Genomic DNA, 12788 nt, shown 5'->3' with positions numbered 1-12788 from the left:
AATTTTATTCTATTTAATAGCTTTACTATGATAATTAGTCGGCTCGACAAACAACATACCGAATTTTATATTCCGAGTTTATCATAAAGGTCGATCACTTTTTTACGGAGTTTATTAATTTCTTCTTCCTTTTCAATCAGTTCTTTTTTAAGCGCAGTCAATTCTTCAGAAGAATCTGCTCCTACTGATTTACCATCTATCAATTGTACAACAGAAACTTTAAAGGTTTTGGAAATCTGGAGTAAACGGGAAATATTGAGATCGGTTTGTCCCGTTTCTATTTTGCAGAAAGCCGGAGTCGAGATATTCAATTTTTTAGCAGCATCAGCCTGACTTAACCCTAAAGCCAGTCTACTTTGTTTAATACGATCTCCGATGCTTTTCATTTGATTAGATATGAGATTTGAGATGCTAGATATGAGACAAAAAAGGGATTTGAGAGGGATTTGAACTTTAAAATTTCACCTCTCAAATCTCATGTCTCAAATCTCACTTCTCTAAAGAATCCGCCAGTTCAGGCAGATCAAAACCTGCATAATTACCAGAGCTCATCATCAATAGGTTGGTATCTTTGTAATTGAGGCTTAACAGATAACTTTTTAGCTCTGCAGCATCGTTAAAAAATTTCAGTTTTGGATTAGAAAAAGCCTGTTGCACATCATCTTCAGAAAAAGGTTCCATGCGTTTTTGCTCAAAAGATTTAATATCAATAAATACTATTGCTTCGTCGGCATTATCCATTGCCCCGGTGTATTCTTTCAAAAAGTCTTTATTCAAACTGCTAAAAGTATGCAATTCAATACAAGCTACTAATTTACGGTTGATAAATTGCGCTTTAACAGCATCAATAGTGGCTTTTAATTTTGAGGGCGAATGCGCAAAATCTTTGTAAACACTGGTCGATTCATCTGCTAAAATCACTTCTAAGCGCTTAGCAGCGCCAGTAAACGAAGAAATAGCAGCATCAAACTCAGATTCACTGATTTCCAATTGTTTGCAAACTAATTTAGCTGCATTCAGGTTCATCAGATTGTGATCGCCAAAAATCTTTAAAGCGGTTTCTCCTGGCAGGAGGTAAGTTATTCCGTTTCTGATTTCATGTTCTGGAATAGCATAACCGATTTTAGTTACATGAGCTTTGGAATTGGATACAATCTCATTCAGGTCTGCATCCGCTTCACAATAAATTAAAGTTCCGTTAGCTTCAATGGTATCAATAAATTTATCAAACTGCAAAGTATAATCTGCATAGGTTGGAAAAACATTGATATGATCCCATGCTATACCGCTGATTACCGCAACATTTGCCTTGTAAAGATGAAATTTAGGTCTTCTATCAATCGGTGACGATAAATACTCATCCCCTTCGATAATCATTACAGGAGCTTCTTCGGTAACTTTCACCATGGTTTCGAAACCAGTCAGTTGCGCACCAACCAAATAATCGAAATCACGTTTGTAATAATTTAGCACGTGCAGAATCATGCTGGTAATGGTTGTTTTACCATGACTGCCACCAATGACTACACGAAGCTTATTTTTACTCTGCTCGTAAATGTACTCAGGGTAAGAATAAATTTTAACACCCAGTTCCTGCGCTTTCAATAATTCAGGATTATCGATCCGTGCATGCATGCCTAAAATTACTGCATCTAAATCTTTGGATATACGGTTTTCATCCCAGCCCATTTCAGCCGGCAATAAACCATATTTACCCAAACGGGATTTTGCAGGCTCAAAAATCACATCATCTGATCCCGAAATCTGATATCCTTTTTTATGTAAGGCAATGGCCAGGTTGTGCATCGCACTCCCACCGATTGCTATAAAATGTATGCGCATATTTTTTTGTTTTAGATTTGAGATATGAGACATAAGATTGGAGACCGAAGGTGTGAAAACAAATCCTACGTCTAAGACCTTAAACCTTCCGCCTTCTACCCTTCCACCTTTTTCTCAAACTGTGCCGCTACCCAATCGCCATTCTGTTTATGATCAACGTATTTAATCCCGTATTTAGCACATTCAGCAGTAATCATTCCCAAATCAGGATCTAAATAAAACCCACTGAAGAAAATTTTGCCTTCTGATTTTAGTACTTCTGCATAACGATGAATCTGATCGAGCAGGATATTCCGATTAATATTAGCAAAAATAACATCGTATTCTTCGTTAGGAATCACTTCTTTACTTCCGCAAAGTGCCTTTAAATGACCTACCTGGTTAAGCGCAGCATTTTCTATCGTGCTTTCGTAGCAGATATCGTCATAATCGATAGCCATTAAACTTTTAGCACCTAGTTTTGCCGCCAGAATAGCCAAAATTCCAGTTCCACAACCCATATCCAGGATATTTTTATCCTTTAGGTCGGCAGCTAAAATATACTGCATCATCATTGTGGTGGTTTGATGGTGACCTGTGCCAAAAGCCATTTTTGGATCGATTACAATCTCGTAAGGATATGATGGCTGAGGCTCATGAAAGGTTGCCCTTACATAACATACATCGTCAATAATCAACGGACTGAAGTTTTTCTCCCATTCGGCATTCCAGTTTTCATCGGCAACATCTTCTAAGGTATAATCTGTTGCAAATTCTTCACTATAATTGCCCAACAGGTCTTTTAATTCCTGCTCGTTAAAATTATCCTTGATTACGAAAGCCGTAAAACCACCCTCACTATCTTCGAAAGTATCGAAGCCTAAATCGGCAAGATCGCTGATGAGCAGATCCTGTTGATAATCTTCGATACTCTTGAATGTAAATATTGCTTTGATATATTGCATTTAGCTGTTTAATGCTTTAATAATGTCTGTAAAATCGCGTGATTTTAATGATGCACCACCAATCAGGCCACCATCGATATCGTTCTGAGAAAATAAGCTTGCCGCATTGCCTGGGTTACAGCTACCTCCGTACAAGATGGTTGTATCGTCAGCCACATTAAAACCATAGTTCGCTTGAATTTCGCTACGGATAAACGCATGGATATCCTGCGCCTGCTCTGGAGAAGCGGTTAAACCTGTACCAATAGCCCAAACCGGCTCATAAGCAATAACCAGTTTCTTAAAGTCTTCTTCAGTTAAACTAAAAATACCTTCTACCAATTGTTTCTTTAATACCTCATAATAACTGCCGTTATTACGCTCGTCTAGCGTTTCGCCGATACAGAAAATTGGTGTTAAACCATTTGCCAGTGCAACTTTAGTTTTTTCAGCTAATAATGCATCGCTTTCAGCGAAATATTGCCTGCGTTCTGAGTGACCTAAAATCACATATTCTGCACCAACAGATTTCACCATTTTAGCAGAAGTTTCGCCTGTATATGCGCCACTTTCTTTATCGCTAATATTTTGAGCGCCAATTTTAACATCATTACCACCCAATTTTGCCAAGCTGTTTAAATGAATAAACGGTGAGCAAATAATAGCCAGCTGATCGCCTTTGCGTTCATCTTTAACCATATTTACAATTTCGCTGAACAACGAAACACCTTCGTTATAATCTAAGTTCATTTTCCAGTTACCGGCAACAATCTTTTTTCTCATTTTGTATTATTTAATGGTTGGTTGATCTTTTCAGATCAGGTTTTATATTAAAATCGTCTATACGATTCGGTTAATTCAAATACTTTCTCAAGAATGTTCTTTTCAGTTTCATCAAAAGCGATGTTCTTTCTTGCAAATACCTTTTCGGTGGTGCCGAACATTTTATCCAATCTATAGGCTTCAAATCCACTGGCACCTCCCCAACTAAAATCTGGAACATGATTTGGAGGGAAACCCGCACCAAAAACATTAGTACCAACACCTATCACACTACCAGTATTGAACATGGTATTAATGCCGGATTTAGCATGATCAGCCATGATTAAACCGCAAAACTGCAGGTTAGTGTTACGCATTTTTTTACTTTCGTAATCGTAAAGTTTTACTTCTGCATAGTTGTTTTTTAAATTCGAATTATTGGTATCGGCACCGATATTACACCACTCACCCATCACCGAATTGCCCAGATATCCTTCATGGCCTTTGGCCGAATTACCCCAAATTACAGCATTATTAATTTCCCCCCCTGCACGGCTATTTGGGCCAATTGTTGTACCCGAATATATTTTTGCACCCATTTTCACGGATGAATTATCACAAAGTGCAAAAGAACCTCTAATCAAGCTACCTTCCCAAACTTCAGCATTTTTACCAATATAAATTGGGCCATATGTAGTATTAAAAAAGCTGCATTCGGCTTTTGCGCCTTCTTCGAGAAAAATATCATCACCAAGTAATTGATTGGTACTACTGATGTTTGCCGAGGTACGCCCATCGGTTAACAATTTAAAATCTTTTCTGATCTCCGCTGGATTATTTCCGAAAATATGCTCTGGATAAACAATCCGTATAAAATCTCCGTCATATTCAATCTGCTTTAGCGACTTAACAGCTTCAAGATCGTGTTGATCCGCAATATAAGCTACAACAATATCTCTTTTATAAAGTGCTTCACCTGCTTTAAGATCTGAAATAGCATTAAGCAAAGCTTCATCAGGACAAATGGAACCGTTTATAAATAAATCTGCATTAGGCTTTGGCGCAAATTTTATGGAAAGGTAATCCTGGGTTTGAAAGCCAAAATCGGCATTTAAATATTTGGCCCATTTTTCGGCAATAGTTAAAATACCAATGCGTAAATCGGCTACAGGCCTGGTAAACGTAAGTGGACGCAGGGACATCCAGGAAGCATCATCAAATAGATTGATTGTCATAAGCAGCAAAAATAAAAAAAGTCCCGATGCTTTTGGCAAAGGGACTTCAAAAAATGCTTTTTGTTGCTAAAATTATTTCTTAGCGTAACGGTTTTTGAATTTATCGATACGTCCTGCTGTATCAACCAATTTCATTTTACCAGTATAGAAAGGGTGTGAAGTATGAGAAATCTCTAATTTATAAAGAGGATACTCGTTACCATCTTCCCATTTAATTGTTTCTTTAGTATCTACGCAAGATTTTGTTAAGAAAGCATATTCGTTAGACATGTCTTTAAAAACAACTGGTCTGTAGCTTGTTGGGTGCAAATCTTTTTTCATCGTGTTTTTTATTTTCTTTTAATTTTGATGAAGCTATCTCGCTAATGCTTCGATGGTTTCATTTGAATATTATTTTTAGTTATTTATGTGAAAGCATCAAGAACATTCTTGCAATTTGCTGGCAACAACGCTTATGACATTTCCTATAGTCTTTCTACCTCTATTTTAGAGGATGCAAATATCCTAATTTTATTTTTGATTTACAAGCCTAAATAAAGAATTTTAAATTATATGTTTTTTTCTATCTACGAAGAAGCTAAAGCATACCGATAGCCCGGTTAGGCAAAAATAAACTTTCTAAGCAGAATATTGTTTTTCAGATATTTAAAAAATATATGTAAATTTGATTTATGAGAAAACATGGCGAATTAGATGGCATCATCCATGCCGATAGCAGCGGAAAGCTCTATATTAAAAGTCCTGATTTTTTTGCACAGCCAAGGGTGATCGAAATGGTGGGTGCATTAATGCAATCGAGTATTTTTAAAAAGATAGAAAAGGATAAAAACAAGAAATAGCCTTAAAGATGCCTTTTAACCTACTTTTATTCCCTCTTGTAGGCGGCTATTATATATTAATCAGGTTCAGGTACCTGCGGTATGTACAATACCGGTTGGAAAGCCAACGTATATTATTAAACTCTGCTTTTGCGGGTATCTTATTACTCGGCGCTTGTTTTGTATTAAGGGCGATTTTTATTGCCATCTGGCCGGAAACGGTTGAACACCTTAGCAAATTACTCCCCATCCATGCACCCTATTTCGGCACTACCAGCTTATCGTTATTGGTCGCGGTAGCCGCCACAGAAATCGCGAATCTTTTTATCAACCGCCTGAAAGCCATTAAAAGGGCCATCGCTACTTCTGGAAATGAATTTGAATTATTATTAAGTTCATCTTTTTTTGACGCACACCTTTTACAGTTTACCATGGATAGCGGCAAATTTTATATTGGCTGGGTGAAAGAATTACCAAAACCCTTTACCACCAGTTATATCCGCATTACCCCTGCCTTTAGTGGCTACCGCAAAGCTGACGATAAGGAACTTGTTTTTACCACCCAGTATTTAACGGTTTATGCCAGTTATATTGAAGATGGCTCAGTAGCGAATACCGATGAATTGAAAACAGATCTCGTACTGAAAGCCGATAAGATTAATTCTATTTCTTTTTTTGATATGGATATGTATAACCGCTTTAATCCTGCACAAGAATAAAATTCCAAAATTTAGAGCCTGTTTGAGTTTTATCAGAATTTATTCGTATTTCAGTCTAAGCGTAGTAGAAGATCCATTTTTTGATTTATTAAAAGCACTTCGACTCCGCTCAGTGTGACAGAAATATTAGATAAGTAAAATAATTGCATTAAATTAAACAGGCTCTTAATCTTTTTTCTGACTGTACTTTTTCCAGGTTTCTATTTTGGCATTTTGACGGGCAATGTAAGCATCAGCAATTACTTCAGCTGAACTGGAACCCTCTACGGTTTCTAACAATTCTTTTAATTTATACTGATCGACATCTGCTTTATATAAAATCTGGATCAGTTTTGGGAAATCGTTATCAATGAGGTAAGCAAAAGCATCAACCATTGTGGCGCGCAGCTGGCCTTCGGAAAGGTTATCCGGTATATCGAAATCTTTGCTGATGATACTAATTAATGACATGGAATAGGATTTTTAAGATTGTAGGATTTCAAGATTAAAGTGTGTTAGAATAGGAGTTGTTAATATTGGGTTTAGGCAATTTGCATTTTCCGAAGAACCACAATCCAACATTAAATAAACCTGATAAAAGCGGCAGCTCCCGATTTAAGCACTATTTTTTTGTCTTTTATTTATGGTGTGCTTGCTTGTTTCACAGGTTTCATCGGGACTACAGCGGTTAGCAGGACTGAAAAGCCTATGGAATACAGACCTTTCGTTTTCAAAATCAAACTTTAGTCGCTTCTTAAGATCCCCGCATGCACGAGGATGACGGATCTCAAAAATTAACCATTTTCCATCTTACCTTTCCCATCTTCCATCCCTATACCCATTTAATCTCCTGGCAGATCTCGATCAACACGCTATTGGTATCTTTAGGATGCACAAAACACACCATCTTATTATCTGCCCCCTTTTTTGGAGAATCGCTGAGCAGTACAAAACCTTCCTGATGCAAACGTTCCATTTCGGCCAGAATATCATCAACCAGAAAAGCGATATGATGAATCCCCTCTCCTTTTTTCTCGATAAACTTAGCAATTGCACTATCTGGAGCCGTAGCCTGAAGCAGCTCCACCTTATTTTCGCCTGTTTTAAAAAAAGCAGTATTTACTGATTCTGACGCAACCTGCTCAGTTTTATAACAATCGGTATTGAGTAGTTTCTGATAAACCGCTATGGAACTGTTAAGGTCTTTTACCGCGATGCCGATGTGTTCTATCTTATTCATAGATTATAAGGTTATGTGAATGTAAAAATGCGGCTTTTATCTATAAGCTCATAGCTATTATTTATAATTGTTAAATAAGTTTTTTCGTATCTTTGTGATATAATTAACAGAATAGAGATGAAACAGCCGATATATTTAGATAATAATGCTACAACACCGTTAGATCCACGTGTGCTGGAAGCAATGCTACCTTACTTTACTGAGAAATTTGGAAATGCCGCAAGTCGTAATCACGCGTTTGGCTGGGTGGCTGAAGAGGGTGTAGATTACGCTCGTGAACAGGTAGCCAAATTAATCGGCTGTACTGAAAAAGAAATTATTTTTACATCAGGTGCAACTGAGGCCGATAACCTGGCCATTAAGGGTGTATTTGAAATGTACAAAGAAAAAGGTAACCACATTATTACTGCGGTTACTGAACATAAAGCAGTTTTAGATACCTGCAAACACTTAGAGAAAAATGGCGCACGCGTTACTTATTTAGGTGTTAAAGAAGACGGTTTAATTGATTTAGCTGAATTAGAAGCTGCTATGACTCCTGAAACTATTTTAGTTTCGATTATGTATGGCAACAACGAAATCGGCGTAATACAACCTGTTAAAGAAATAGCAGCAATTGCACACAAACACGGTGCTTTATTTATGACTGATGCTACACAGGCAGTTGGTAAAATTCCGGTTGATGTAAATACGGATGGTATTGATTTAATGGCTTTCTCGGCACACAAAATGTATGGTCCGAAAGGTGTTGGTGTGCTTTACGTTCGTCGTAAAAACCCAAGGGTTAAAGTTACTGCACAAATGGATGGCGGTGGCCACGAGCGCGGCATGCGTTCTGGTACTTTAAACGTTCCAGGTATTGTTGGTTTAGGAAAAGCCTGCGAACTTTGTCGTTTAGAAATGGAAAGCGAATCAATTCGTTTATCAGCTTTACGTGATAAGTTAGAGACTACTTTAAACAAAATGGAAGAGAGTTATGTTAATGGTAATACACAACACCGTTTACCACACGTAGCCAATATCTCTTTCAAATATGTTGAGGGAGAAGGTTTAATGATGGCGATGAGTGATTTAGCGGTATCTTCAGGATCGGCTTGTACTTCAGCTTCTTTAGAGCCATCTTATGTATTGAAAAGTTTAGGTTTATCTGATGATTTGGCTCACTCTTCTATCCGTTACGGTTTAGGAAGGTTTACAACTGAAGCAGAGATCGATCAGGCTATTGAAGTAACTCAAAAAGCGGTTAATCACTTAAGAGAACTTTCTCCACTTTGGGAAATGTTTAAAGAAGGAATCGATTTGAGTAAAATTGAGTGGGCAGAACACTAAGAAGGTAGAGGGTTGGAAGGCTTAAGGTAGAAGGTTAATAGCCAAACGCCAAACGCCTTACGCAATTCGCCAAACGCTAAAGTGATAATTAATAAATAAAATTATCTCCTAAAGGAGACTTAAGAAATAGAAATCATGGCATATTCAGAAAAAGTAATTGACCATTACAATAACCCACGTAACGTAGGTACTTTAAATAAAGACAGCAAATTTGTAGGCACAGGATTAGTTGGTGCACCTGAGTGCGGTGACGTAATGCGTTTACAAATTGAAGTTGGAGAAGATAACGTAATCACTGATGCTAAATTTAAAACATTTGGCTGTGGTTCGGCAATTGCTTCTTCTTCTTTGGCTACAGAATGGTTAAAAGGAAAAACAATTGATGAGGCTTTATCTATCGATAACATGGATATTGTTGAAGAATTGGCTTTACCTCCGGTAAAAATCCACTGCTCAGTATTGGCAGAAGATGCAATTAAATCGGCTATTAACGATTACCGTGTTAAAAATGGCCTGGAAGCTATTGTGTTAGAAAAATCGCACCATTAATAAGTAACAAGACATAAGTATCTAGTATCAAGACTATAATAATTCAATCTTGATACTTGATACTAAATACTCGATACTATGATAACGATAACAGATAAAGCAAAAGATAAAATAGATCACTTAATGCAGGACTCGGAAATGGGTTCTGATTACTTTTTACGCGTTTCGGTAAAAGGTGGTGGCTGTTCAGGCTTATCATACAATCTGGATTTTGATAACGAAGAACAAAAAGGCGATCAGTTTTTTGAAGATAAAGGAATCAAAATTGCTTTGGACATGAAATCCTTTCTTTATTTGGCTGGAACTGAATTAGACTTTACTGATGGTTTAAACGGAAAAGGTTTCAACTTTATAAACCCAAATGCCAGCCGTAGTTGTGGCTGTGGCGAAAGTTTTTCTGTATAAATTTAACAGCAAGAAGAAAGCGGCTTGGGAGATTTTCCGAGCCGCTTTTTTTGTTATTTGAATTGGGATGGTTTACTGCTAATGGTATTTCTTTCAGTAATCGCAGTGGTTTTGCTATTAAAATCTGTAGGTTCAGAAGTATAATCTCCATCAAAGGCAACCCTGCCTTGTCCCTCTCTAATGGTATAAGGTCCGCTGTGAGAATCGTCGATATTTATGATGCCACCAATTCCGTTTTTAATGTTACTTCCATCTTTTTCTCCTGACATTAAAAAAGCGTAAAAATTATAACCACCGTTTCTGTACGCTTTTACCTTTCCGTAAACTGTAAATTTATTTCCACTTCCACTTATGGCGGTTACGACACTGGTATCTGCTGCGCCAATAAAGTTTTTGCCCAACATTTTAATACTGAAATCGCTGGTACTTTGCTCATAAAATTTAACTACGCCATCCATAAGTACATAACCAGGCGTATAGGAGTCGTTGGGTATATTACTATTTTTTATGGTGAAAGGCTTAAATAAGTAAGATCCATCGACATTTGGGGGCGTAGTACCCTTATTTATAGTAAAACCCAGTTTGGTTAAGCTATCCACATACTGTTGCGGAATAATATCTTCAATTTTCTTAGTCAGGATTTCTTCATCGCTCGGATTAATATCTTTGCTTTTAGAGCAAGCCGCAAATTGTAGCACTACACCTACTATTAAAGCAAATGCACATCCTTTGGCTACCATAGTTAAGTTTGTTTTTGTTGTTTTCATCATGCAAATTTTAATTCCAAGTTTTAAAATGCCCAATTGCAACTGTAGTGCCAATATCCAATAATTTGCCTCTTGTAGATTAAAATAACGATAAACCACTATATAGATCTACCTAAAACCAGGTATTTCCATTAATTTTTAAACTAAACTGCTGTCCTTTTTTTTTTACGGTCTTTTTGTGGTCGCTTAAATTTTATATTTTTTATTTAATTTTAGAATAGGTTTATCACACTGTTGCCATTATTAAAGCTAAAAGTATTATAATTGTTAAAATAACGAACATTCAGATTACGAGCATGCCATTAATAAACGAATTTTCAACAGTTCCTACTTTGTTGCGGAATGTTGTTAAAAATATTCACAAGCCCCAGGACACCTTTTTAATCCACAAACAAGGCGCAGAGTGGGTTGAAATTTCTTATGAAGATACCTTAAAAAGAGCTGATGCTGTTTCTGCATTCTTCCTGGAAAAGGGAATAAAAAAAGGCGATCGTTTAGGCTTAATGATTGAGAATTCTCCTGAATATGTATATTATGATCAGGGAATCCAGCAAATTGGTGTAATTAACGTATCTATTTATCCTACACTTTCTGAGCAGGAAGTAGCCTATATTCTTAACGACTCTGGCATAAAAGCTATTCTTGTTGGGAATAATTTTCTTTACCGTAAAGTTTTAAAAGTTGCGGCTAATTGTAAAGCATTAAAATATATTATACCAGCTTTTAAAGATTTCGAAAAGGTTACTATCCCTGCAGATGTTAATGTAGAAGTAATTGCTTTTTCAGATATCCTTGCACTTAAGCATCAGGTTACGGCTGCCGAAAAAGCAGAAATAGAGCAATGTAGAAGTCTGGTTTTACCTGAAGATGTTTCCTCTTTAATTTATACTTCTGGAACAACAGGAACTCCGAAAGGCGTAATGCTTACCCATTACAACTTTGTTAAGAATGTGGAGGTTTGTTTACAACAAATCCCGGTGATTGATCAAACAGAAACTTTCCTTTCCTTTCTACCACTATCACATGTATTCGAACGTACAGCTACTTATCATGTTTGCTGTGCACAGGGTTGTAAAATTGCCTTCGCACAAAGTTTAGAACTATTGGCTAAAAACATGGGCGAAGTGCGTCCAACGGTAATGAGCTGCGTACCGCGTTTATTGGAGCGGATACATGATAAAGCGATAAAAGGAGGAACTGCAGGTGGAGGAACAAAAGCAAAAATATTTACCTGGGCCTTAGAAACCGGTAATAAATACCGTGTTGCAAAAGAAGCGGGCAAAAATCCTGGATTAATTTTATCGGCAAAAAAAGGAATCGCCGAAAAATTGGTCTTCAGTAAAATCAAGGAAAAAACAGGTGGAAGATTAAAATTCATGATTTCAGGCGGAGCCGCCCTACCTAAAAATGTGGGTGAGTTTTTTGGCGATCTGGGCATTAAAATATTAGAAGGTTTTGGTTTAACGGAAACCTCGCCGGTAATGTCGGTAACTGAATACCACAGGCAGGTTTATGGCACCGTTGGTCGAGTGATTCCTGGCATTGAAGTAGGCATACAAGATGTAGAAAGCAAAGCAATGCTGAGTATCCAAACACACAACACTTTTGAGGAAGATTTTGAATGCGCCGAAGGAGAAGTAATTGTACGCGGTCATTGCGTAATGAAAGGTTATTTTAATAAACCTGCAGAAACTGCTGAAGCTATAGATAAAGAAATGTGGTTCCACACGGGTGATATTGGTCGTTTTTATAAAGGCAACCTGCAGATTACCGACCGTTTAAAAAACATGATCGTAAATGCTTATGGCAAGAATGTTTACCCAACTCCGGTAGAAAATATTTACCTAAAAAGCCCTAGAATTGATCAGCTTTTCTTAATCGGAGATAAACGTGAATTTATTACAGCAATCATTATTCCGAACAGGGAAACCTTAGAAGAAACTTTTAAGCTTAAACCATCATTTTTTGAGGAGACTGATCCATTTATCCGCGATCAGGAAATTATAGATTGGATGGAACAGGATATCAAAAAAATCTCTGGCGAGCTGGCCAAATTTGAACGCATAAAAAACTTCAAGATCAAGCGAAATCCTTTCAATATAGATGAAGGAGAAATTACCCCAACCATGAAAGTGAAGCGTCGCATTGTAGAAAAGAAATATGCCGAGGCTATTAATGAAATGTATGAAGAAGGTGTAGAAGCGGAATCATAATGAAAAA

15 protein-coding genes are annotated in these 12788 nt (G+C 37.1%); 6 read left to right on the top strand and 9 right to left on the bottom strand.

Features of this window, described 5'->3' with window-relative positions:
- Nucleotides 1–65: 65 nt before the first annotated feature.
- The 6 genes from IM793_RS06820 to IM793_RS06795 all read right to left on the bottom strand — a co-directional run bounded on the left by IM793_RS06820 (nt 66) and on the right by IM793_RS06795 (nt 5083).
- Complete coding sequence (locus IM793_RS06820; RefSeq protein WP_193420315.1) at nt 66–386, bottom strand: helix-turn-helix domain-containing protein; 321 nt, start codon at nt 384–386, stop codon at nt 66–68.
- 103 nt (nt 387–489) lie between these two features.
- The gene (murC, locus tag IM793_RS06815; RefSeq protein WP_193420314.1) at nt 490–1842 is read right to left on the bottom strand and encodes a UDP-N-acetylmuramate--L-alanine ligase; all 1353 of its coding nucleotides are present in this window, start codon (nt 1840–1842) and stop codon (nt 490–492) included.
- 95 nt (nt 1843–1937) lie between these two features.
- The gene (gene prmA / locus IM793_RS06810) at nt 1938–2786 is read right to left on the bottom strand and encodes a 50S ribosomal protein L11 methyltransferase (RefSeq protein WP_193420313.1); all 849 of its coding nucleotides are present in this window, start codon (nt 2784–2786) and stop codon (nt 1938–1940) included.
- Nucleotides 2787–3548, bottom strand: coding sequence for a triose-phosphate isomerase (gene tpiA, locus IM793_RS06805; protein ID WP_132396929.1), 762 nt, complete (start codon nt 3546–3548; stop codon nt 2787–2789).
- Between the two features lie 47 nt (nt 3549–3595).
- Entirely contained in the window at nt 3596–4762 is a 1167-nt protein-coding gene (locus IM793_RS06800) for a putative sugar nucleotidyl transferase (RefSeq protein WP_193420312.1), read from the bottom strand.
- Nucleotides 4763–4834: 72 nt separating this feature from the next.
- A complete protein-coding gene (locus tag IM793_RS06795; RefSeq protein WP_025142617.1) occupies nt 4835–5083 on the bottom strand; it encodes a type B 50S ribosomal protein L31 in 249 nt (82 codons plus the stop codon).
- 350 nt (nt 5084–5433) lie between these two features.
- Between IM793_RS06795 and IM793_RS06790 the strand changes: the two genes are divergently transcribed.
- On the top strand, nt 5434–5601 hold the full coding sequence (locus IM793_RS06790) for a hypothetical protein (protein ID WP_165902591.1): 168 nt from the start codon (nt 5434–5436) through the stop codon (nt 5599–5601).
- Between the two features lie 8 nt (nt 5602–5609).
- Entirely contained in the window at nt 5610–6299 is a 690-nt protein-coding gene (locus tag IM793_RS06785; protein WP_193420311.1) for a hypothetical protein, read from the top strand.
- Nucleotides 6300–6464: 165 nt separating this feature from the next.
- On the opposite strand, the gene IM793_RS06780 is transcribed toward IM793_RS06785, so the two are convergent.
- Nucleotides 6465–6749, bottom strand: a complete 285-nt coding sequence (locus IM793_RS06780) for a hypothetical protein (protein ID WP_193420310.1) — start codon at nt 6747–6749, stop codon at nt 6465–6467.
- A 361-nt stretch (nt 6750–7110) separates the two neighbouring features.
- Nucleotides 7111–7518, bottom strand: a complete 408-nt coding sequence (gene mce, locus IM793_RS06775) for a methylmalonyl-CoA epimerase (RefSeq protein WP_193420309.1) — start codon at nt 7516–7518, stop codon at nt 7111–7113.
- A 117-nt stretch (nt 7519–7635) separates the two neighbouring features.
- Here mce and IM793_RS06770 point away from each other — a divergent pair, with 117 nt between their 5' ends.
- The 3 genes from IM793_RS06770 to IM793_RS06760 all read left to right on the top strand — a co-directional run bounded on the left by IM793_RS06770 (nt 7636) and on the right by IM793_RS06760 (nt 9801).
- Nucleotides 7636–8847 (top strand): IscS subfamily cysteine desulfurase, encoded by a 1212-nt coding sequence (locus IM793_RS06770; protein WP_121284727.1) that lies wholly within the window; start codon nt 7636–7638, stop codon nt 8845–8847.
- A 135-nt stretch (nt 8848–8982) separates the two neighbouring features.
- On the top strand, nt 8983–9396 hold the full coding sequence (gene iscU, locus IM793_RS06765; RefSeq protein ID WP_025142622.1) for a Fe-S cluster assembly scaffold IscU: 414 nt from the start codon (nt 8983–8985) through the stop codon (nt 9394–9396).
- 78 nt (nt 9397–9474) lie between these two features.
- On the top strand, nt 9475–9801 hold the full coding sequence (locus tag IM793_RS06760) for an iron-sulfur cluster assembly accessory protein (protein ID WP_121284726.1): 327 nt from the start codon (nt 9475–9477) through the stop codon (nt 9799–9801).
- Between the two features lie 53 nt (nt 9802–9854).
- Here the strand turns inward: IM793_RS06760 and IM793_RS06755 are convergent, their stop codons facing one another.
- Nucleotides 9855–10568, bottom strand: coding sequence for a hypothetical protein (locus IM793_RS06755; RefSeq protein ID WP_193420308.1), 714 nt, complete (start codon nt 10566–10568; stop codon nt 9855–9857).
- 296 nt (nt 10569–10864) lie between these two features.
- Between IM793_RS06755 and IM793_RS06750 the strand changes: the two genes are divergently transcribed.
- Entirely contained in the window at nt 10865–12781 is a 1917-nt protein-coding gene (locus IM793_RS06750; protein WP_193420307.1) for a long-chain fatty acid--CoA ligase, read from the top strand.
- Nucleotides 12782–12788: the final 7 nt, after the last annotated feature.

It is taken from the genome of Pedobacter sp. MR2016-19 (genome assembly GCF_014947265.1).
Classification (GTDB): domain Bacteria; phylum Bacteroidota; class Bacteroidia; order Sphingobacteriales; family Sphingobacteriaceae; genus Pedobacter.
Note: the sequence above shows the minus strand (reverse complement) of the source record. Positions and strands in the feature narration are given on the sequence as shown.